Source organism: Devosia sp. Soil_C_22 (assembly GCF_057657195.1).
Genome location: NZ_JBDGIY010000001.1, coordinates 2,295,707 through 2,316,390 on the forward strand (window position 1 = coordinate 2,295,707; position 20,684 = coordinate 2,316,390).

Annotated in this window: 20 protein-coding genes and 1 tRNA gene; 9 read left to right on the forward strand and 12 right to left on the reverse strand. The window is 65.6% G+C overall.

Translation table 11 applies throughout. The features are described 5' to 3' along the window. Positions 1 to 180 precede the first annotated feature (180 nt). Both AC3A6I_RS11105 and AC3A6I_RS11110 read left to right on the forward strand, forming a co-directional pair. On the forward strand, positions 181 to 1,233 hold the full coding sequence (locus tag AC3A6I_RS11105) for a cysteine synthase A (RefSeq protein WP_487543759.1): 1,053 nt from the start codon (positions 181 to 183) through the stop codon (positions 1,231 to 1,233). Next, complete coding sequence (locus AC3A6I_RS11110; protein WP_487543761.1) at positions 1,230 to 1,949, forward strand: alanyl-tRNA editing protein; 720 nt, start codon at positions 1,230 to 1,232, stop codon at positions 1,947 to 1,949. The genes AC3A6I_RS11105 and AC3A6I_RS11110 overlap by 4 nt, the downstream gene beginning before the upstream one ends. Positions 1,950 to 1,958: 9 nt before the next feature. Here AC3A6I_RS11110 and AC3A6I_RS11115 read toward each other — a convergent pair whose 3' ends face one another. The 5 genes from AC3A6I_RS11115 to AC3A6I_RS11135 all read right to left on the reverse strand — a co-directional run bounded on the left by AC3A6I_RS11115 (position 1,959) and on the right by AC3A6I_RS11135 (position 7,785). Then, positions 1,959 to 3,011, reverse strand: coding sequence for an amino acid ABC transporter substrate-binding protein (locus AC3A6I_RS11115; protein ID WP_487545016.1), 1,053 nt, complete (start codon positions 3,009 to 3,011; stop codon positions 1,959 to 1,961). Positions 3,012 to 3,517: 506 nt separating this feature from the next. Continuing rightward, positions 3,518 to 4,315 (reverse strand): amino acid ABC transporter ATP-binding protein, encoded by a 798-nt coding sequence (locus tag AC3A6I_RS11120; protein ID WP_487543762.1) that lies wholly within the window; start codon positions 4,313 to 4,315, stop codon positions 3,518 to 3,520. 3 nt (positions 4,316 to 4,318) lie between these two features. Further along, positions 4,319 to 5,437 carry an amino acid ABC transporter permease gene (locus tag AC3A6I_RS11125; protein ID WP_487543763.1) on the reverse strand — a complete coding sequence of 373 codons (1,119 nt, stop codon included), beginning with the start codon at positions 5,435 to 5,437 and terminating at the stop codon, positions 4,319 to 4,321. A gap of 10 nt (positions 5,438 to 5,447) precedes the next feature. Continuing rightward, the gene (locus tag AC3A6I_RS11130; RefSeq protein ID WP_487543764.1) at positions 5,448 to 6,638 is read right to left on the reverse strand and encodes an amino acid ABC transporter permease; all 1,191 of its coding nucleotides are present in this window, start codon (positions 6,636 to 6,638) and stop codon (positions 5,448 to 5,450) included. A 112-nt stretch (positions 6,639 to 6,750) separates the two neighbouring features. Further along, positions 6,751 to 7,785, reverse strand: a complete 1,035-nt coding sequence (locus AC3A6I_RS11135) for an amino acid ABC transporter substrate-binding protein (protein ID WP_487543765.1) — start codon at positions 7,783 to 7,785, stop codon at positions 6,751 to 6,753. Positions 7,786 to 8,001: 216 nt separating this feature from the next. Here AC3A6I_RS11135 and metC point away from each other — a divergent pair, with 216 nt between their 5' ends. Then, on the forward strand, positions 8,002 to 9,192 hold the full coding sequence (gene metC, locus AC3A6I_RS11140; protein WP_487543766.1) for a cystathionine beta-lyase: 1,191 nt from the start codon (positions 8,002 to 8,004) through the stop codon (positions 9,190 to 9,192). On the opposite strand, the gene AC3A6I_RS11145 is transcribed toward metC, so the two are convergent. Continuing rightward, positions 9,182 to 9,910, reverse strand: coding sequence for a phosphatase PAP2 family protein (locus AC3A6I_RS11145; RefSeq protein WP_487543767.1), 729 nt, complete (start codon positions 9,908 to 9,910; stop codon positions 9,182 to 9,184). The genes metC and AC3A6I_RS11145 overlap by 11 nt on opposite strands. 102 nt (positions 9,911 to 10,012) lie before the next feature. On the opposite strand from AC3A6I_RS11145, the gene AC3A6I_RS11150 reads away from it, so the two are divergent. From AC3A6I_RS11150 to AC3A6I_RS11160, 3 genes are all read left to right on the forward strand, one after another. Next, positions 10,013 to 10,089 (forward strand) — tRNA-Pro (locus AC3A6I_RS11150). A gap of 16 nt (positions 10,090 to 10,105) precedes the next feature. Next, positions 10,106 to 10,411 carry an ETC complex I subunit gene (locus tag AC3A6I_RS11155; protein ID WP_487543768.1) on the forward strand — a complete coding sequence of 102 codons (306 nt, stop codon included), beginning with the start codon at positions 10,106 to 10,108 and terminating at the stop codon, positions 10,409 to 10,411. Between the two features lie 2 nt (positions 10,412 to 10,413). Next, complete coding sequence (locus AC3A6I_RS11160) at positions 10,414 to 11,349, forward strand: TraB/GumN family protein (protein ID WP_487543769.1); 936 nt, start codon at positions 10,414 to 10,416, stop codon at positions 11,347 to 11,349. Positions 11,350 to 11,503: 154 nt separating this feature from the next. On the opposite strand, the gene AC3A6I_RS11165 is transcribed toward AC3A6I_RS11160, so the two are convergent. Together AC3A6I_RS11165 and AC3A6I_RS11170 are read right to left on the reverse strand one after the other, a co-directional pair. Then, complete coding sequence (locus AC3A6I_RS11165) at positions 11,504 to 12,655, reverse strand: Gfo/Idh/MocA family protein (protein ID WP_487543770.1); 1,152 nt, start codon at positions 12,653 to 12,655, stop codon at positions 11,504 to 11,506. Positions 12,656 to 12,813: 158 nt separating this feature from the next. Continuing rightward, positions 12,814 to 13,869 carry a sugar phosphate isomerase/epimerase family protein gene (locus AC3A6I_RS11170; RefSeq protein WP_487543771.1) on the reverse strand — a complete coding sequence of 352 codons (1,056 nt, stop codon included), beginning with the start codon at positions 13,867 to 13,869 and terminating at the stop codon, positions 12,814 to 12,816. Positions 13,870 to 14,123: 254 nt separating this feature from the next. Between AC3A6I_RS11170 and AC3A6I_RS11175 the strand changes: the two genes are divergently transcribed. Beyond that, positions 14,124 to 14,771 (forward strand): carbohydrate-binding domain-containing protein, encoded by a 648-nt coding sequence (locus AC3A6I_RS11175; protein ID WP_487543772.1) that lies wholly within the window; start codon positions 14,124 to 14,126, stop codon positions 14,769 to 14,771. Here the strand turns inward: AC3A6I_RS11175 and hpt are convergent. From hpt to AC3A6I_RS11195, 4 genes are all read right to left on the reverse strand, one after another. After that, positions 14,761 to 15,300 (reverse strand): hypoxanthine phosphoribosyltransferase, encoded by a 540-nt coding sequence (gene hpt / locus AC3A6I_RS11180; protein WP_487543773.1) that lies wholly within the window; start codon positions 15,298 to 15,300, stop codon positions 14,761 to 14,763. The genes AC3A6I_RS11175 and hpt overlap by 11 nt on opposite strands. 2 nt (positions 15,301 to 15,302) lie before the next feature. Next, positions 15,303 to 16,178 carry a carbohydrate ABC transporter permease gene (locus AC3A6I_RS11185; protein WP_487543774.1) on the reverse strand — a complete coding sequence of 292 codons (876 nt, stop codon included), beginning with the start codon at positions 16,176 to 16,178 and terminating at the stop codon, positions 15,303 to 15,305. Continuing rightward, positions 16,175 to 17,137, reverse strand: coding sequence for an acetylxylan esterase (locus tag AC3A6I_RS11190; RefSeq protein ID WP_487543775.1), 963 nt, complete (start codon positions 17,135 to 17,137; stop codon positions 16,175 to 16,177). Before AC3A6I_RS11190 ends, AC3A6I_RS11185 begins: the two co-directional genes overlap by 4 nt. 269 nt (positions 17,138 to 17,406) lie before the next feature. Continuing rightward, positions 17,407 to 17,832 (reverse strand): VOC family protein, encoded by a 426-nt coding sequence (locus AC3A6I_RS11195; protein ID WP_487543776.1) that lies wholly within the window; start codon positions 17,830 to 17,832, stop codon positions 17,407 to 17,409. A 137-nt stretch (positions 17,833 to 17,969) separates the two neighbouring features. Between AC3A6I_RS11195 and AC3A6I_RS11200 the strand changes: the two genes are divergently transcribed. Further along, the gene (locus AC3A6I_RS11200) at positions 17,970 to 19,385 is read left to right on the forward strand and encodes an MFS transporter (RefSeq protein WP_487543777.1); all 1,416 of its coding nucleotides are present in this window, start codon (positions 17,970 to 17,972) and stop codon (positions 19,383 to 19,385) included. 157 nt (positions 19,386 to 19,542) lie between these two features. Further along, positions 19,543 to 20,667 carry an NADH:flavin oxidoreductase/NADH oxidase gene (locus tag AC3A6I_RS11205; RefSeq protein WP_487543778.1) on the forward strand — a complete coding sequence of 375 codons (1,125 nt, stop codon included), beginning with the start codon at positions 19,543 to 19,545 and terminating at the stop codon, positions 20,665 to 20,667. The last annotated feature ends 17 nt before the right edge of the window (positions 20,668 to 20,684 follow it).

A 20,684-nucleotide genomic window follows, 5' to 3' on the forward strand; every position in this document is an offset into this window, starting at 1 on the left:
CGCCGGCCGGTATCCGGCGGTCATCGGCGGAATGGACTGCTCAGGACCGGGCCGCTTCCGGCAAAACCTGCCACTGCCGGTCGCGGCCGGAAAATCGCATACCATTCCGAGGCTTGAGCCTTGGCAGCCGCGCGGGTGCCGCCTAGTTTCCAAGCCAACCTCCACAGCCTCCCGTCCCCCATGACCAACCACCGCGACGTCATCTCCGCCATCGGCAATACGCCCCTCATCCGGCTCAACCGCGTCTCGGACGCGACGGGCTGCGAGATCTGGGGCAAGGCGGAGTTCCTCAATCCCGGCCAGTCCGTAAAGGACCGGGCAGCGCTCTACATCATCCGCGACGCGGAGAAGAAAGGGCTGCTGCGACCGGGCGGGACGATCGTCGAAGGCACGGCCGGCAATACCGGCATCGGCCTGTCGATGGTCGCCAACGCGCTCGGCTACAAATCGGTGATCGTCATCCCCGAGACGCAGAGCCAGGAAAAGAAGGACGCCCTGACCCTGCTCGGCGCCGAGCTGATCCAGGTCCCGGCAAAACCCTACAAGAACCCGAACAACTATGTGAAGCTGTCGGGCCGGCTCGCCGAGAAGCTGGCGCGCGAACTGCCCGGCGGCGCCATCTGGGCCAACCAGTTCGACAATGTCGCCAACCGTCAGGCCCATGTCGAGACCACCGGCCCGGAAATCTGGGAGCAGACCGGCGGCAAGGTCGACGGCTTCATCTGCGCCGTGGGTTCGGGCGGTACGCTGGGCGGCGTCTCGATGGCGCTGAAGGCCAAGAACCCGAACGTGCAGATCGGCCTCGCCGACCCCGAGGGTGCCGCGCTCTACAACTACTACGCCCATGGCGAGCTCAAGAGCTCGGGCAATTCCATCACCGAGGGCATCGGCCAGGGGCGCATCACCGCCAATCTCGAAGACGTGGTGGTGGACCGCGCCTACCAGATCCCCGATGCCGAAGCCCTGCCCTATGTGTTCGACCTGCTCGAACATGAGGGCCTGTGCCTGGGTGGCTCGTCGGCCATCAACATCGCCGGCGCCGTGCGGCTGGCGCGCGACCTCGGGCCGGGCAAGACGATCGTTACCGTGCTGTGCGACTACGGCAATCGCTACCAGTCAAAACTGTTCAACCCCGAATTCCTGCGCTCCAAGAACCTGCCCGTGCCGCACTGGCTGGAAAGCCGCGCGCCGATCGACTGGAAGGCCGTCGTGGAGCCGGAGCCGGTCGCGTGACCGAGTTCGTCTTCCGCGACGACAGCTACGCCCAATCGCTGCCGGCCACTGTAACCGCGGTGACCGAGGGCGGGGATATCATTCTCGACCGCACGATCTTCTACGCCACCTCGGGCGGCCAGCCCGGCGACACCGGCCGGCTGGAGCTTTCGGACGGCTCCTCGATCGCCATCGGCGAGACGATCCACCCCAACGGCGATAAGCTGGCGATCTTCCACGTACCAAGGCGCGATCAAGCCCGGATCAAGCCGGGCCAAGACGTCGTAGTCCACCTCGATTGGGACCGCCGCTACAAGCTGATGCGCATGCACACCGCGCTGCACCTGCTGTCCGTCGTCTTCCCCTTCCCGGTCACCGGCGGCTCGGTCGGCGAGGACAAGGGCCGGCTCGATTTCGACATGCCGGAGGTTCCGGCCGATCTCGCGGCGCTCGAAACCGAGCTGAATCGGCTGGTTTCCAGCAATCACGACGTCACCACCCAGTGGATCACCGAAGCCGAACTCGAGGCCAATCCGGGCCTGGTGAAGACCATGAAGGTCAAGCCACCCATGGGCCAGGGTCGCGTCCGGCTGGTCCGGATCGGCCACGTCGACCTGCAGCCCTGCGGTGGCACGCACGTCAAAAACACCAGCGAAATCGGACGCTTAAAGCTCGGCAAGATAGAGAAGAAGGGCGCCATCAACCGCCGTGTCAGTCTCCTGTTCGACCCGGCCTGACAGCGGCTCTCACTCCACCGGCGGGGCGTAGAGCTGCCCGCCGTTGATCCACAGCGCGTTCTGGCCGCGCACCACGGCCGCGCCGGTTGTGGGGCCGAAGTTTCGATCGAAGATTTCGCCGTAATTGCCTACGGCCTTTATCACATTCGAAATAAACATGCGGTCGAGCCCGATACCCGGACCGAACGTCCCCTCGAGCCCGAGGAGGCGCCGGATGCGGTGCGTCTTGGCAGCGGCAAGCGACTCGATATTGGCGGAGGTCACGCCCGATTCCTCGGCGTTGATGAGCGCGAACAAAGTCCAGGCGACGATCTTGAACCACTGGTCGTCGCCGGCGCGGACAACCGGACCGAACGAGTCCTTCGAGATGCGCTCGGGCAGGATACGATGCGTCGCCGGCTCCGGCAGCGCGCGGCGCATGGCGTTGAGAAAGCTCGCCGACGCGGATACGGCGTTGCACATGCCCTGGGCATAGGCAACGGCGAGATCCTCGCGATCCTCGTACAGCACCTCGGTGTAGGTCGCCTGCGTGGTGAAGAAGAACTCGCGCAGGTTCGCGAGCGGCTCGGGCTCGTCGAGGATGCAGACATTGACGTCGTCAAGCTCGTAGGCGGACACGAACCCCAGCGACTGCGGCACCATGAAGGCTTGCCCGTCGAAGAACGAGGTCGCCACGTAGCGCACGCCGTAGCCCGTATCGCGCCGCATGGTCCAGGGCGCATTGCGGGCGATGAGGTCGATGCTGCCGGTCTGCAGCTGGGCAAAACGGCTGTCGCCCGACAGCGGCACGAACTCCATCTTGCTCGGATCGTTGAAGATCGCCACGGCGACGGCGCGGCAGAAATCGACGTCGAAGCCAGTCCAGAGCCCGTCCGCCCCCGGCTGGGCGAACCCCGGCAGCGGATCGGCCGTGGCGCAGATCAGGTGGCCGCGATCACGGATCGCCTGCAGCGTCGGCCCGGCAGGCGCCGGTTGCTCCTGCGCAGCGGCCAGCGCCGGGACGAGCACGGCCATCAGGATGAAGAGGCGGACGAGGCGCCGCCGAACGGCCGCAACCGTCATGGTCAAATCGCTGCTCCTGTGCGCCCTCGGTCGGGATATATCCCGATCCGGTCGGGTGGGGTCAAGGCAGCATCGGCCGAACCCACTGAACGAACGGTGCCCATTTCGTTCATTTCATGCATATGCCGGTTTTCCCGTTGCCTGGCCTCGCTGGCGATCATTGTCGCATGCGGGTGGCGGGCGGGGGACAGAGGTGAAGGAAAGTTCGGCGATCCGGGCGTTTCGGACGGGTCGGAGGAGGCGGTGCCCGCCGCTGCTCGGCCAGTAAGGACAGCAGCGCTGCCGCTCCGGGCGGCGCTTCACGAACCGGTCATTGACGGCCGATGAATGAGGCTTTGGCCGCCCCCTCCACCAGCTTCGCTGGTCCCCCTCCCCCGCCACGCGGGGGAGGATTTGAAGAGGCCGGTGCTTGCGGCTCCACCCCCTCCGAGCTGCGCTAGGCAGCAGGCTGCCAAGCTTCGCTTGCCTCCCCCATCAAGGGGGACGTGAACGGGCTTCGCCCGTCCTCAGTGCAGGATCTGGCTGAGGAACAGTTTCGTGCGTTCGTGCTGCGGGTTGGAGAAGAACTCCTGCGGCTCGTTCTGCTCGATGATCTGCCCCTGGTCCATGAAGATGACGCGGTTGGCGACCTGGCGGGCAAAGCCCATCTCGTGGGTCACGCACAGCATGGTCATGCCTTCCTCGGCGAGGGAAATCATCACCTCGAGCACTTCCTTGACCATTTCGGGGTCGAGCGCCGAGGTCGGCTCGTCGAACAGCATGATCTGCGGGTTCATGCACAGCGAACGGGCGATGGCGACGCGCTGCTGCTGGCCGCCCGAGAGCTGGCCGGGATACTTGCTCGCCTGCTCGGGGATGCGCACCCGCTCGAGATACTTCATGGCGGTCTCCTCGGCCTGGGCCTTGGGGATGCCGCGCACCCAGATCGGGGCCAGCGTGAGGTTCTGCATGATGGTCAGGTGCGGAAACAGGTTGAAGTGCTGGAACACCATGCCGACCTCGCGCCGCACCTCGTCGATGCGCTTGAGGTCGTTGGTGAGCTCGGTCCCATTGACGATGATCTGGCCCTTCTGGTGATCCTCGAGCCGGTTGATGCAGCGGATCAGCGTCGACTTGCCCGAGCCCGAGGGGCCGGCGATGACGATGCGCTCGCCCTTCATCACCTTGAGGTCGATGTCGCGCAGCACGTGGAAATCGCCAAACCACTTGTTCATGCCGATGATCTCGACGGCGACATCGGTCTTGCTGACCGACATGTTCGAGCGGTCGATATCCCGGTCGACGGCGGAGAGTTCGGTGGTCATTGCTTACCTCTTGTGGCCGGTGTTGAGCCGGCGCTCCATGAACATCGAGTAGCGCGACATGGAGAAACAGAAGACCCAGTAGATCATCGCGGCAAAGACGTAGCCGGTGATCGCCTGGGTGGGTGAGAACCAGTTGGCGTCGGACGTGCCCGCCTGGATGGTGTTGAGCAGGTCGAAAATGCCCACGATCGACACCAGCGAGGTATCCTTGAACAGCGAGATGAAGATGTTCACGATGCCCGGGATGACGTGCTTGAGCGCCTGCGGCAGGATGATGAAGCCCATGCGCTGCCAGTAGCCCAGCCCCAGCGAGGCGCCCGCCTCGTACTGGCCGCGTGGAATGGCTTGCAGGCCACCGCGGATCACTTCGGCCATGTAGGCGGAGGCGAACAGCGTGACGCCCACCAGCGCACGCAGCAGCTTGTCGATGGTCGTGCCCTGCGGCAGGAACAGCGGCAGCATGATCGAGGCCATGAACAGCACGGTGATCAGCGGCACGGCGCGCCACAGCTCGATGAAGCAGACGCACAGCGTCTTGATCACCGGCAGCTTCGATTGCCGTCCCAGCGCCAAGAGGATGCCGAGCGGGAGCGAGCCGAGGATGGCGACATAGGAGATGATCAGGGTGACGAGCAGGCCACCCCACTGCTCGGTGGGCACGCGGCTGAGCCCGAACCAGCCGCCCGACAGCAGGACCACCGTCACGATCGGCAGTGCCACGAAGAAGAGCAGCGCGTTGATCAGCTTGAACGGCGCCTTCGGCATGGCCAGCGGCACGATGAGCACCGCGGCCATGGCAAACACGATGTTGGGGCGCCAGTACTGGTCGATCGGGTAGAAGCCGTAGATGAAGAAGTTGACGCGGGCCCCGATATAGGCCCAGCACGCCCCTGCGCCGATCTCGCGGCATTCCTCCACCGTTCCGCCCGGCCACACCGCATTGGTGAGCAGGAAGCCGATGAGCGGCGGCACGGCCCAGGCGAGGAACAGCAGCCCCAGGATGGTGAGGCCCGTATCCACCGGGGTGGCGAACAGGTTCTCACGCAGCCACAGCACGAAGCCGCTGGTCCGGCGCGGCGCCGGCAGTGCGGGCGCCATCTCGGTACGAACGTATCCGGTCATTGCGCCGCCCTCACCGTTCGACCAACGCCACGCGGGCATTGTACCAGTTCATGATCGCCGAGGTGAGCAGCGACAGCGTGAGATAGACCGCCATGGTCATGGCGATGACCTCGATCGCCCGGCCGGTCTGGTTCAGCACGGTGCCGGAGAACACGTTGACGAGTTCGGGATAGCCGATGGCGGCGCCCAGCGACGAGTTCTTGGTGAGGTTGAGATACTGGCTGGTCAGCGGCGGCACGATCACGCGCATGGCCTGCGGGACGATGACGAGGCGAAGCCGGTCACCCTCCTTGAGACCGAGCGATTGCGCTGCTTCGGTCTGGCCGTGGCTGACGGCCATGATGCCGCCGCGCACCGTCTCGCCGATGAAGGCGGCGGTGTAGATGATGAGGCCGAAGGCCAGCGCCACGAATTCGGGCGGCAGTTCGAGCCCGCCCGAGAAGTTGAAACGCTGCAGCACCGGCGGATCGAAGGCCACCTGCGCGCCGCTGGCGAACCAGACGATGGCGCACAGCCCCAGGATCAGGGCGAGCGACGCCCAGAAGGTGGGGAAGCGCTGGCCGGTCGCCTCGAGCCTGCGCTTGGCCCAGATGCCGAGGCCGACGGACAGCACGATGCCGATGAAGAAGGCCACGACCACATACCAGAACTGCTCGTCCGGCAGCGGCTTGGGCACGAACAGCCCGCGCTGGTTGATGAAGACGTCGAACGGCAGCGCCAGCGAATTGCGCACCGCCGGCATCGCCTTGAGCACGGCGAAGTACCAGAAGAACAGCTGCAGCAGCAGCGGGATGTTGCGGATGGTCTCGATATAGACCGTCGCGAGCCGCGAGATGATGAAATTGGAGCTCAGCCGCGCGATGCCCAGGACGAAGCCCAGGATCGTCGCGAAGAAGATGCCGATCGCGGCCACGAGGATGGTGTTGGTGAGCCCGACAAGGAACGCCTCCCAATAGTAGGAGGTGCGGCTCCACGGCAGCAGCGAGAAGCTGATGTCGAAGCCGGCGGTCTTGCCGAGGAAATCGAAGCCCGAGGTCTTGTTCTGTGCCTGGAGGTTGGCCGCCGTATTGTTGACGATCCAGACCAGGAACAGCACCACCAGGATCGCGACGACGACCTGGTAGAAGACACCGCGAATGACGGGGTCATTGAGGGAAAAGCTTCGAGTCGGCGCCGGTTGCGCCGTTCCGATTGAGGCCATAGGCGGCGTATCTCCCCTGCCCAGGAGAAAAAGTCAGTCCGGGCAGCGTTCCGCCGAGCGCCCGGAAACGGACAACCCGGCGCCACAGGATGGCGCCGGGTTGCAACGAAGCTTAGCGGATCGGCGGCGAGTACTGAATGCCGCCGTCTTTCCACAGCGCGTTCAGGCCGCGCTCAAGACCGATCGGGGTCGCCGGGCCGACATGCTTCTCGTAGCTCTCGCCATAGTTACCGACCAGCTTGATGATCTGGTAGGCCCAGTCCTTGGTGAGGCCGATGGGCGCGCCGAAATCGCCTTCGACGCCGAGCAGGCGCTTGATGGCCGGATTGTCGGAAGCGAGCATGTCGTCGACATTGGCCGAGGTTACGCCGAGCTCTTCGGCTTCGAGCAGCGCGAAGTAGGTCCAGCGGGCGATATTGAACCAGCCGCTGTCACCCTGGCGCACCACGGGGCCGAGCGGCTCCTTGGAGATGATCTCGGGCAGGATCACATGATCATCGGGAACAGCGAGCTTGGAACGCTCGGCGGCGAGTGCCGAGGAGTCCGTGGTGTATACGTCGCAGCGGCCATCTTCGTAGGCCTTCACCACTTCGTCCTGATCGACGAACACGACGGTGTTGAACTCGAGGTTGTTGGCAGCGAAGTAGTCGGCGGCGTTGAGCTCGGTGGTGGTACCGGACTCGATGCAGATGGCGGCGCCGCTCAGCTCGAGAGCCGAGTTGATGCCATCGGCCTTGCGGACCATGAAGCCCTGGCCGTCATAGAACATGGTGCCGATGAAGCTGATGCCCAGCTGGGTATCGCGGCTCATGGTCCAGGTAGTGGTGCGGCTCAGCACGTCGATTTCACCGGCGGAGAGGGCCGTGAAGCGCTCCTGGCTGGTGAGCGGGGTGTAGCGGACCGCATCGGCGTTGTTGAAGATCGCGGCAGCCATGGCGCGGCAGAAATCGACCTCGAGGCCCGACCAGTTGTTGTTGGCATCGGGTGCCGAGAAGCCCGGCACGCCGCCGGTCACGCCGCACTGCAGGTAGCCCTTCGCCTTGACGGCATCGAGCGTAGCCGAAGCGGCCGCCGTCTGCGCGTGCGCGGCGGTGGCGGAAAGCCCCAAGCTTGCCACCAGCGCAACGGAGAGAAGCGATTTGATCATTGTTTTACCTTGTTTCCTGACCCTGTTTTTGGCCGGAAAGACTGAGCCCAGCCCCCCTCCGGCGGCACCTCCGCCTTTTAGGACGGGAGTGATGCTGATAACCATCGAAGCGACAATTGACGGTTGCGTCAAGCTCTATGGCCGAATTGGGGCAGTACACCTGACTGTTTTTTGTTCAATTACCCGTGCCGGCTGAGATTTTGAGCAGAGTGCCAAATGACTGAAAAGACTACGAAAACCGGCTTGCCGCTGGCTGCCGAAACCATTCTTACACATGGCGGACGTGCGTCGTCAGAGCATCTCGGCTATGTGAATATGCCGGTCTTCCGGGGCTCGACGGTGCTGTTCGAAACCCTCGACGAGCTCGAAAACTACAAGGCGCCGATCCGCTACGGCCGCAACGACAACCCCACCACTGCCGCGCTGGCGGATCTGGTCAGCGAGCTCGAAGGCGCCGAAGGCACGGTGATCTGCCCCTCCGGCCTGTCGGCGATCTCGACCGCCCTGCTCGCGGCGGTGTCGGCCGGCGAGGAAGTGCTGGTGACGGATTCGGCCTACGACCCGACGCGGATCTTTTCGACCGAGGGGCTGGGCCGTTTCGGCATCACGGCAAAATTCTACGACCCACGCATCGGCGCAGGCATCGCCGGGCTGATCACCGAGAAGACCAAGGCTATCTTCGTCGAGAGCCCGGGTTCGCTGACCTTCGAGATGCAGGACCTGCCCGCCATCGCCAGGGCTGCGCATGAGCGCGACGTGACGGTGATCGTCGACAACAGCTGGGCCAGCCCGCTGTTCCACAACCCGCTGAAGCTGGGTGCCGACATGGTGATGCATGCTGGCACCAAGATGTTCGTCGGCCACTCCGACGTGATGGTGGGCACGGTCTCGGCCAACGCGAAGCTGTGGACCAAGCTCAAGCGCACACACCGCATTCTCGGCGTCACCATCTCGCCCGACGATGCGTACTTGACGCTGCGCGGCATGCGCACGCTCGGCCTGCGCATGAAGCACCACCATGCCCAGAGCGTCGCGTTCGCGCGGTGGCTCGCCGAGCAGCCCGAGGTGGAGGAGGTGTATCACCCCGCCCTGCCCTCGAGCCCGGATCACGCGATCTATGCGCGCGATTTCACCGGCGCCGGCAGCCTGTTCGCAATGCGCCTTCGCCAGCGCACGCGCGACGCCACGGCTGCCATGGTCAACGGCATGGAGCTGTTCGGCATGGGCTATTCATGGGGTGGCTACGAGAGCCTGTGCCTGCCCTTCAACCCGTCCAACATCCGCACCGCCGTGCCGTGGACGGCGGAGGGCCAGATGTTCCGCCTGCATGTCGGGCTCGAGGACATCGAGGACCTCAAGGCCGACATGGCGGCCGGGCTCGAGCGCTACCGCAGCGTCAATTCCTGAACAGGGCCGGGATATGCGTGAAGGGCTGGCGCAGCGTCAGCCCGTCTCTGGTGCTGAACAGCCAGCCGCGCCGGACGAAGAATGCCCGTACCGCGTAAGCGCCGAGTACGCCCAGCACCGCCCCGGCGGTGATGTCGGTGGGATAGTGCTGGCCCAGGATGATGCGGGAGATCGCGATGGTGGCGGCGAGCACGATCGCGACCCAGAACGCGCGCGGCCAGAGCAGCGCGATCACGGCCGCGAGCGCGAACGAAGTGGTCGCATGGCCCGAGGGAAAGCTCTGCCAGTCGTAATTGCCCCAGCTGAACGGCCGGAAGGCGATCGGCGCCTCGGCCGTCCACGTCTCCGGGCGGCCACGGCCGAAAATGCGCTTCAGGAGCGCCGACATGAGGCCGGGAAAGCCCACGCCGGCGAAGATGAAGCCGGACAATGCGGCGAACTCGCCCAGCGCGGCCTTGAGCTTGTCGCGGGTGACGATGCTCAGCAGCCACGCGATGAGCCAGCCGGCGAAGGTGGGGATCAGCACCCAGTCGGATTCGCCCCAGCGCGTGATCCAGCGAAACACCCGGCGCACATCGGCGGGCAGACCGGTGCCCAGCACCGAGACTGGCCGGTCGAGCAGATAGAGCAGCGCGATCAGCACGGCAAAGCCGAGCCCGAAATAGAGCGCGTTGCGCCGCGACAGGCCGAAGGGCCAGGGTTTGCCGAAATCGTTCATGCGTCCTGTGTGGGCGATAGTCGCAGGCGTCGTCAATGGCGCCGATCGGCGTGTCCCAGCCTTGCTCTTTGGCGCGAGTGCAGCTAACGGATGACATCAGTTCGGGGTATAGCTCAGCCTGGTAGAGCACCGGTTTTGGGAACCGGGGGTCGAGTGTTCGAATCACTCTGCCCCGACCACTACAAAGAGGAAGCGATGACGGCACGTATCTTCCGACCTGCACCCAACGCCATGCAGTCGGGCCGGGGCAAGTCCAAGGAGTGGGTCCTGGTGTATGAGCCGGCCACTGCCCGGGAGATCGAGCCGCTGATGGGCTATACCTCCAGCACCGATACGCGCGCGCAGATCCGGCTCAACTTCGAAACGCTGGACGAGGCGACCGCCTATGCCGAGCGCAACGGCATCCCCTACCAGGTGATGCCCGAGCACAAGTCCACGGTTAAGCGCTCGAGCTACCCGGACAATTTCCGCTCCGACCGCAAGACGCCCTGGACGCACTGACGATGGGCGGAGCCGACCGCCTCCGCCAGCTTCTTCTCGCCAGCCTGACCGCGCTCGGCCTTGCAGGCCCCGCCACCGCCGACCCGGCCATCTGGAAGGTCAGCGATGCCGACAGCTCCATTCATCTGTTCGGCTCGGTGCATGTATTCACGCGCGATCTCGACTGGCGCACTCCGCAGTTCGACGCCCTGCTCGCCGCCGCTGACTATGTGACGTTCGAGCTGGTGATGGACGTCGACGCCTATGCGGTGGCGTCGCAGATGGGAATTACCAAGGGTCGGCTCTCCGGCGGCCAGACGCTGGCCGAGCTACTCGGCCCCGGCGACTACGAGCGCTTCCGCTCGGTCGCGAGCGGAGCCGGCCTCGATCCCGCCGCCTTCGACCGCATGCAGCCCTGGCTCGCCGCCCTTACGCTGATGTCGCCGGGTGGCGTCGACATGCGGGCGGGCGTCGAGCTGACGATCGAGCCGACGTTACCGGCCGACCGCAAGCGCGGACTGGAGACGGCGGCCGAGCAGATGGGCTTTCTCGCCGATGCGCCGATCGACGAGCAGTTGGCAAGCCTCAGGTCGACGCTCGACGCCATGGAGGCCGGCGTGGATTTCGCCTTCGAGCCGCTGGTCGATGCGTGGCTGCGCGGTGACGCCGATACGCTGGCACGGCTGGTGGAAGATCAGATGCAGGCCGGCACTGATCCGGTCTACGACCGCCTGATCACCCGGCGCAACGAGAGGTGGATCGCCCCGCTCGAGCAGATGCTGGCCGACAATGACGATAGCCTCGTGATCGTCGGCGCCGCGCATCTGGTGGGCGCACAAGGCGTGCCCGCCCTGCTCACTGCCAGAGGCTATACGGTCGAACGGGTGGACGCGCCGGCCTTCGATACCCGATCCGGGCCGCTGGGCGGCGCGCTGGGACGGGCGGCCACGCGGCGCTGAGCTGAACTACTCGTTGGCCCCCGACTCGCTTTCCCACCGGATCATCCCCGCGAAAGCGGGGATCTCCGTTTGGCCTCACGCACGGAAACCGAGGTTCTCGCTTTCGCGGGAATGACTCCGAGCTTCAATTGCGCCTGCGGGAGTCGGCGGACGCTTACACGTCGCTGAGCTTGGTCCACTTGCCGTCGTTCTGCGACGACGTCACCGAGGCGATGATGAACTCCATGCCCTCGACGCCATCGGCCATGCTGGGCAAGAGGCCCGCTACGTCCTTGCCCTCGCCGCGGATCACCTGGGCGAACTGGCTGTAGAGCGTGGCGAAGGCTTCGAGATAGCCCTCGGGGTGGCCGGACGGAATGCGGACATTCATCGAGGAGGCGGGATCCGCCGAGATGGCGCCACCACGGGTCAGCAGTTGCTTGGGTTTGCCGAACTCGGTGTACCACATGTAGTTCGGGTTATCCTGCCGCCACTCGAGGCCGGCCTTTTCGCCATAGACGCGCAGTTGCAGCCCGTTCTCGCTGCCGACCGCGACCTGGCTGGCCCACAGCATGCCGCGCGCACCGCCGGCGAAACGCAGCATGATGTGGACGTTGTCGTCGAGCTTGCGGCCCTTGACGAAGCTCTGCAGGTCCGCGCTCACCGCCTCGGTCTTCAGACCGGTGACGAAGCGGGCGAGATTGTAGGCGTGCGTGCCGATATCGCCGATGGCGCCGCCGGCGCCCGAGCGCTTCGGGTCGGTACGCCAGGCCGCCTGCTTGTTGCCGACATCGGCGGCCACCGCCAGCCAGTCCTGCGGGTACTCGACCTGGACGACGCGGATCTTGCCGAGCGCGCCCGACTTCACCAGCTCACGCGCCTGCCGGACCAGCGGGTAGCCGGTATAGTTGTGCGTGAGGAGGAATTTCGCGCCCTTCTTGGGCTTGATGGCAGCGAGGGCACGCGCATCTTCCAGCGTCGAGGTCAGCGGCTTGTCGCAGATGACGTGGATGCCGGCCTCGAGGAAGGCCTTGGCCGGGCCATAGTGCATGTGGTTGGGCGTGACGATGGCCACGGCCTGGATGCCGTCCTTGCGCGCCGATTCCTTGGCCGCCATCTCCTCGTAGGAGGTGTAGATGCGGTCCTCGGCGAGGCCGATGTTCTTGCCGGATTCGATCGCAACGTCCGGCCGCGACGACAATGCGCCGGCGACCAGCTCGTAATCCCCGTCGATGCGGGCAGCGACGCGGTGGACATAGCCGATGAAGGCTCCCGTTCCACCACCAACCATGCCCAGGCGAATGCGCGGTGCGCCGTTTTCTGCCATTTGTCCCTGCTCCCTAGTGTGTTCCGACTTCTCCCCTATCACCGGGTGTCACCCCTGCGAAAGCAGGGGTCCAACTCGCAGCCCGTGCGGGGCGGAGGAATGGATCCCTGCTTTCGCAGGGATGACATCCGGAGGTGGGGGAAGCTCCGTGGCCTTGCTTAGCTGATCCCGAGAATCTTGCGGTTGGCCGCCTGGTCGGTGCCCGACGAGGCGAAGTCGTCGAACGCCTTCTCGGTGACGTTGATGATGTGGCTGGCAATGAACGGCGCGCCTTCCTCGGCGCCCTGCTGCGGCGACTTGATGGCGCATTCCCATTCGAGCACGGCCCAGCCGTCAAAACCGTACTGGCTGAGCTTGCTGAAGATGCCGGCGAAATCGACCTGACCGTCGCCGAGCGAGCGGAAGCGGCCGGCGCGGTTCACCCAGCTCTGGAAGCCGCCATACACGCCCTGCTTGCCGGTCGGGTTGAACTCGGCGTCCTTGACGTGGAACATCCGGATCCGGTCGTGGTAGAAATCGATGTACTGCAGGTAGTCGAGCTGCTGCAGCACGAAATGGCTCGGATCGTAGAGCAGGTTCGCGCGGGCGTGGTTGTTCACGCGCTCGAGGAACATTTCGTAGGTCACGCCGTCATGCAGATCCTCGCTCGGATGGATCTCGTAGCAGACGTCGACGCCGTGGCGGTCGAACTCGTCGAGGATCGGGGTCCAGCGGCGCGCCAGCTCATCGAAAGCTTCTTCGACGAGGCCGGCCGGACGCTGCGGGAACGGATAGAGGAACGGCCAGGCGAGCGCGCCCGAGAAGGTAGCGTGCGCCTTGAGCCCGAGGTTCTTGCTTGCGGCAGCGCACCACTTGAGGTGCTGCACCGCCCACTCCTGCCGCGCCTTGGGATTGCCGCGCACCGCCGGGATGGCAAAGCCGTCCGACAGCGTGTCGTAGACCGGATGCACGGCGACCAGCTGGCCGATGATGTGGCTCGCAAGCTCGGCGATCTCGAGCCCGTGGCTGTTGACGATGCCCTTCACCTCGTCGGCGTAGGTCTTGGACGTGGCCGCCTTCTCGACGTCGACGAAATGCGACGCCCAGGTTGGGATCTGCACACCCTTGTAGCCGAGGTCGGCGGCCCAGCCGCAGATATTGTCGAGCGTATCGAACGGTGCCGCGTCGCCGGCGAACTGGGCCAGAAAAATGGCCGGCCCCTTGATGGTGCGCATCGAGAATCCTCCTTTGCGGCGCGGTCTGCGTCGCGCCTTGGTGCACGTACCTCAGCGGGCGACCCGCCAAGAATTTCGGGGGCTTACCTTCACTGCGGGCGGGCAACTGTCAAGGCGACGCCGAGGCCCCGGCGCGCCTCCCGGCAAATCTTGCACGGTTACAGTTCTGTAAACTCGGCTGCCCTAGTATTGGCAACGGTTGTACTTGCGCAGGGGACAATTCAACCCGCTCGCGAGTAATGGGGGGTCGACGAGTGAAGCAGATCCTGGCGGCGCTGGCTCTCGCCTGTGCAGGCGCGACATCGGCATCGGCCGAGACATTGACGCTGACGCTTGGCGGTACCTTCTACGAAGGCGCGCCGGAATACGAAATCGTCGCCGACGGCGTCGTAGTGGGAAGCGGCACGGTCGCGCGTGAGCGGGACGACGTGGTGCGCTTCGAGGTGGGCGAGCCCAAGACGCTCGCCGTGCGCTTCACCAACGACTTCTCGGCCCGCGCCGATGCCAGCGGCAAGCGTCCGGCGGGCATGGACCGCAATCTCATCATCCAGAAAACCGACTTCAAAGGTCAGACGACTATGGGCTGGGAGCTGTTCCGGCCTCGCGGGGTGAGCCGCAGAGGCGATTTCGCCATCGTCGCAATCAACCAGGCGGTCGAGATTCCGATCCACGTTCCGGCTCCGGTCACGAGCCTTGCCACCGGACTGGCACCGTCACCTGTGGTCACGCCGTCGGCAGCGAAGGCCGAACCAGTGCCAGCTGTCGTTCTATCGGCGTCGTTCCAGACCCTCGGACCGCCGCAACCCGGTGGGACAATCCTGATGCTTCCCACCTCAAAGCCTGTCAGCTTTGCGACCGTCGCACCGCCGATCGCCTTGGCGGCCTCGACACCTACTCCGTGAACCGGACCGCGCCGATATAGCCGAGGTTGCGGTTGCGCTGGGCGTAGTCGATGCCATAGCCGACGACGAACTTGTCGGGGATTTCGAAGCCGATCCAGCGCGCCTTGATGTTCACTTCGCGGCGCGACGGCTTGTCGAGCAGCGCGCACGCTTCGACGCGGCGCGGATGGCGCGTGGCGAGGATGTCGAGCACGTGCTTCAGCGTGTAGCCGGTATCGACGATATCCTCGACCACCAGCACGTCGCGGCCTTCGATCTCGCCGCGCAGATCCTTGAGGATGCGCACTTCACGGCTGGATTCAGTGGAGTTGCCGTAGGACGAGACTTCGAGGAAGTCGACCTCGACCGGCAGGTCGAGCTCGCGCACGAGGTCGGCGATGAAGACGAACGAGCCGCGCAGCAGGCCGACCACCACCAGCTTGTCGGTGCCGTCGAAATGAGCTGAGATCTCCTTGGCCAGCGACTCGACGCGCGCCGCGATGGCTTTCGCCGAGATCAGTTCGTCGATGACGTATGGCCGTCCGCTCATGCCTATTTCAGCGCTCCCTGGGTGAGTCCGCGGACAAAGTACTTGCCGCCGAGGAAGTAGACCAGCAGCGGCGGTACCGCGGCGATCATCACGGTGGCGGCGGAGCCGCCCGAGCGCACGCCCATCATGGCGACGGTGATCGGCTGCTGGTCGCCCGAGGTGAACACCATGCCGAACAGATACTCGTTCCAGATGGTGGTGAAGGTCCAGATGGCGGCGACGGCGAGAATCGGGCCCGAGAGCGGCAGCACGACCTTGATGAAGATGCGCCAGAAGCCGGCCCCATCGATCTGCCCGGCCTTGATGATCTCGTCGGGCAGGCCGGCATAGAAGTTGCGGCAGAACAGCGTCGCGAACGAAATGCCCTGCACCGTGTGGATGAGCAGCAGGCCCATGACGTTATTGGCGAGGCCGAGCTGGCCCATGATCCACGCCCACGGGAGCAGCGCGATCTGGCCGGGGATGAACACGCCGAGGAAGATCATCGTGAAGATGAAGTTGGCGCCGGGAAAGCGCCATTTGCTGAGCACATAGCCGTTGATGGCGCCGAGCAGCGTGACCACGACCGTCGAGGGCACGGTGATGATCAGCGAGTTGAGGAAGTTGGGCGCGATGCCGCGGCAGGTGCCGCTGACGCAGGCCTGGGTCCATACGCGCACGTAGGAATCAAAGGAGAAGCTGCGCGGGAAGTTGATGACGCCATACTCGCGCAGCTCGGCCGGGTTGCGGAACGAGTTGAAGAACACCAGCAGCGCCGGGACGAGGTAGATCAGCGCAAAGAAGGCCAGCACCGCGTAGATGGCGATGCGCGAGTAGACGAAGCGGCGACGGGCGATCTGTCCGTCGCGCTCGGCATAGTCGAGGGCAAGCGTGGTCACGGCAGGGTCTCATCCAGCCAGGCGACCTGCCGCCGCTCCTGCCAGGTGCCGCCGCCCTCGTGATTGTTGAAACTGTAGGTCTCGATGCTCTTGGGCCCGGCCCAGGCATTGTAGGCGGCGTAGACCGTGGAGGGCGGGCAGACATCATCCATCAGGGCGACCGAGAACAGCGTGGCCGCCTGGGCGCGGGCGGCGAAGTGGACGCCGTCAAAGTAGTTGAGGGTGGCGTAGGCGGACTGGGCCTTCTCGCGGTGCACGGCGAGGTAGCGCACGATCTCGCCATAGGGGTCACGGGTGGTGAGGCCGACGGCGCGGGGGAAGTCGCAGAGGAATGGAACATCGGGCATAGCCGCCCTAACACCGGGGTGAAGTCCGGCGACAGCAATGGATATGCCACCACCCTGGCTGCCTCCGACCACGGAAAGTCTGGCCGGATCGGTCTCGGCGCGGGTGAGTGCGGCTTCAACGGCGCGAACACCGTCGGTGAAGACGCGGCGATAATAGTAGTCGCGCGGGTCGTTGATGCCGCGGGTCATAAAGCCTGGATGGGCCGGAAACGAGCCGGTGGGATCGGGCGTGTCGCCGCGCGACCAGGCGGCGCCCTGCCCGCGCGTATCCATGACGAGCAGCGCCCGCCCTGTGGTGGGCCACAGCAGGTGCTCGTGCGGCAGGGCACGGCCGCCGCCATAGCCGATGAATTTCACCACCGTGCCACGCGGCGCGACGCCGGCAGGCTTGAGGTACCAGCCTTTCACCTTGTCGCCGTTGAAGCCGGAGAAGGTGACGTCATAGGCCTCGACCAGCTTCAGGCCGGCATCGACCTTCTCGAATGTGGCGTCGAGCGGCCTGGCGCGCGATTCTTCGAGCGTGGCCGCCCAGAAGGCGTCGAAATCGGCAGGGGCGACGGCGCGCGAGCGATAGGTCTCGAGTTCAGACTGCGGCAGGTCGAAAAACGGCATGGCAACGGGCGATCCGGTTGGGGCAAGGATTTTGCTGGAATGGGCCGGATCATTGGGCGGGGCAGACGAGCCGCGTGCATCCTCCCGAGTGCAGGGCTCCGGAATGTCCGGTGTAGCGGGAGAGTAGCGAGGGTGGATCGGCGGGGCAACTCGTCGTGAGTTGGATGGGGACGGGTCAGTCTGAGTGTTTGGTCGCCCCCTCCACCGGCTATGCCGGTCCCCCTCCCCCGCCCCGCGGGGGAGGATCAGGAGAGGCCGGTGCGTCGCCGTCACTTCTCCCCCAGCATCTCGAGATAGTGCGGGTTGTGCATGAAGCCGAGGAGGTTACCGAAGGGGTCGATGACCGTGGCGCCGACGAAATCGCTGTCGGGTTGGAACTGGCGGGGCGGATGGTGGATCCTGGCGCCGAGCGCGACGGCGTGGGCGAGCATCGCTTCGAGATCGTCGACGTGCCAATAGGCGATGGCGCCGGCACGGCCGTCGTGGGGGACGACGTCGCCGCCGAGATAGCCGGCATATTTGCCATCGAGCAGGCCGAGCTCGTGCTGGTAGTCGCCGATGCGGAACTCGGCATAGCCGGGGCGATCGAAATAGGGCTCGGTGCCCAGCAGCTTGCTGAACCAGGCCTTGGCGGCGTCGTGGTCGTCCGAGGTGTAGGCGATGGTGCACAGGCCGCGAAGCTGGGAGGTGGTCATGTATCGTCTCCTCGTTTGTCGATGTGAGGAAACTACGCGACACCCCGACCGGTTTTTGTCAGCATCAGCCGAAACGCCCATGGCGCAGGGCGTGGCGCGCGCGTATAGCTGCCATACTAGCTAATTTCCCGATTGCCATGCCGACGTCCCTCAGCCCGCACGCCCGCAACGTCGCCCTCGTGGTGGCCGCCACCCTGTTCATGCAGTTCCTCGACGGGGTGATCATCGTCACCGCCCTGCCCCGCATGGCACGCGATTTCAACGTCGGCACGCTCGAGATGAGTCTCGGCGTCACGATCTACATGCTGGCGGTGGCGAGCTGCATCCCGGCGGCCGCCTGGCTGGCCGACCGGTTCGGCGCCAAGCGCGTGTTCATGGTGGCGATCGCCCTGTTCACCCTCACTTCCATCGCCTGCGGCGCGGCTGCCGATCTCGGCCAGTTCGCCATTGCCCGGGCGCTGCAGGGTGCCTCGAGTTCGGTGTTGTTCCCGGTTGGACGCATCATCGTGCTGCGCACGGCGACCAAGGCAGAGATCGTGCCGGCCATCGGGCTGACCATCTGGCCGGCTCTGTTTGCGCCGGTGCTCGGCCCGGCGCTGGGCGGCTTCATCACCGAGTTCGTCTCCTGGCACTGGAACTTCTGGATCAACATCCCGCTCGGCATTCTCGGGCTGGCGCTGGTCGCGGCCATCGTGCCCAGGGACACCGAGTTCGCCGACCGGCCGTTCGACGCGCCGGGGTTCGTCCTGACCGCGCTCACGCTCGGTTGCCTGCTCTACGGTTTCGACGCGCTGGTCCAGGGCACGCTGCCCCCGCTGGTCGCCTCCATCCTGATCGTCATCGGCTTTGTCGTCGGCACCGCCGCGGTGGCGTGGCTGCTGCGGGTGAAGCATCCGCTGATCGACCTGCGCACGCTGAAGATCCGGACCTTTGCCGCCACCGACGCCAAGGCCGGCGCGATCATGCGGACCGCGATCAATGCCACCCCGTTCCTGCTGCCGCTGATGTTCCAGGTCGGCTACGGCATGGACGCGCTGAGCGCCGGCGGGCTGGTGGTGATCTATTTCTTCGGCAACCTCGCCATCAAGGCGGTGACGACGCCGACGCTGCGCCGCTTCGGCTTCCGCTCGATCCTCACCGTCAACGGCGTGCTCGCCGGGGTCTCGGTGATGGCCTGCGGGCTGTTGAGCCCCGACCTGCCCTACGCGCTGACGGCGATCATCCTGTTCGTCGCCGGCTGCACCCGCTCGATGCAGTTCACCGCGCTGGCGACGCTGGCCTTTGCCGATGTCGAGGCCAGCCAGCGCAGCTCGGCAACGACCATCTCCTCGATGTCGCAGCAGCTCGCCATGGTGTTCGGCGTTGCCGTGTCGGCGGCCTGCCTCAACCTCTCGCAGATGTGGCGCGGGGCGCCGGTGCTGGGCCCGATCGATTTCCAGATCGCCTATATCATCATGGGCGCGGTGATCGTCGCCTGCTCGCTGCAGCTGCTGACGCTGGAGCGCAATGCCGGCGCCGAAGTGTCCGGCCACCGTCGGGCGCAGGCGGCATAGGCAGCCGGGTTCACGCCGACGGGCGGATGCGGTTCAGGCGGACACGGTTTGGTGGCAAGCAGGGGACTAACCGAATGGACCTTCCATCGGCACTTGCCGATGGAAGCGACCGGATGCATGGTGCGAGCCCTTCCAAGACTTGCAGCAGACCTACTCCATGTCCCAGCTTTTCTCGCCCTACACCCTGCGCGGACTGACCTTGCGCAACCGCACGGTGGTCGCCCCGATGTGCCAGTACACGGCCAAGCACGGCTTCGCCAATGACTGGCATCTCGTCCATCTCGGCCGTTTCGCCATTGGCGGCTTCGGCCTCGTCATCCTCGAGGCCACCGGCGTCAGCCCCGAAGCCCGCATCTCCTACGGCGATCTGGGCCTGTGGGACGACGCCCAGATCGAGCCGCTGAAGCGCATCGTCGACTTCATCAAGGCCGAGGGCTCGGCGGCGGGCATTCAGCTGGCGCATGCCGGCCGCAAGGCCGCGACGCCCATCGCGTGGCGGCACGGCTTCGACGAAACCGAGGCCGACAAGGTCGAGTATGCCTACGAGACCTGGGTGCCGGTGGCGCCAAGCGCCGAGGCTCACAACGCGAGCCCGAACTTCCAGACCCCGACCGCGCTCGACCAGGCGGGTATCCGCAAGGTGATCGACGATTTCGTGTCTGCGACACAGCGTGCCCAGGCGGCGGGCTTCGACGTCGTCGAGATCCACGCCGCGCATGGCTACCTGCTGAACCAGTTCCTCTCCCCCCTCGCCAACCACCGCACCGACGAATATGGCGGCAGCCGCGAGAACCGCATGCGCCTGCTGTTCGAGGTGACCGAGGCAGTGCGTGCTGCCTGGCCCGAGGACAAGCCGCTGCTGGTCCGTATCTCGGCGACCGACGGCGTCGAGGGCGGCTGGACGGTCGAGGATTCGGTCGTGCTCGCCGGCGAGTTGCAGGCCCGCGGCGTCGATGTGGTGCACGTCTCGTCCGGCGGCTTCGAGGGCAACAGTTTCAGGGTCGGTCCGCTCTACCAGGTGCCGCTGGCCCGCTCGGTGCGCCAGGCAGGCGTCGCCACCATGGCGGTGGGCCTGATCGACACCCCCGAGGATGCCGAACGCATCGTGGCCGATGGTGATGCCGACTTCGTCGCCTTCGCCCGCACTGCGCTCGATGATCCGAACTGGCCGCTGCATGCGCGCCACGCGCTCGAGGGCGCGGCCTACGATCTGTGGCCCAAGCAGGCGCGCGATCGCATGCGCGCCAAGGACAAGGTGCTCGGCCGCTTCCAGAACGCCTGAGCGGCTGCGCTCATTTT